At 63.6% G+C, this 228-nt stretch carries 1 pseudogene; it reads left to right on the top strand.

Going from position 1 to position 228, the window contains the following annotated elements:
- A pseudogene (locus tag SB764_RS45330) lies at positions 1–228 on the top strand (ABC transporter substrate-binding protein); the annotation flags it as partial.

The raw sequence follows: 228 nt of genomic DNA, 5'->3' as shown, positions 1-228 counted from the left end.
GATCTCCAGGGCGCCATCGCGGCGGTCGGCGAGAAGAAGGACGATATCGTCACCTTCTATGAAAAGTCCTCGCAGCTGGTGCAGCTGATGCAGCAGGAAGAGATCTGGGCCGCCCCGATCGGCCGCTTCTCCTGGGCCGGCTTCACCAAGCTCGACGTGCCCGTTGCCTGGGCTACCCCGAAGGAAGGCCAGACCGGCGGCATGAATGTCATGGTCCTCACCAAGGGC

The sequence above is a fragment of the Paraburkholderia sp. SIMBA_027 genome (assembly GCF_046535315.1).
Classification (GTDB): Bacteria; Pseudomonadota; Gammaproteobacteria; order Burkholderiales; family Burkholderiaceae; genus Paraburkholderia; species Paraburkholderia tropica.
The sequence above is the reverse complement of the archived record's forward strand: the minus strand, read 5'-3'. Positions and strand labels throughout refer to the sequence as shown.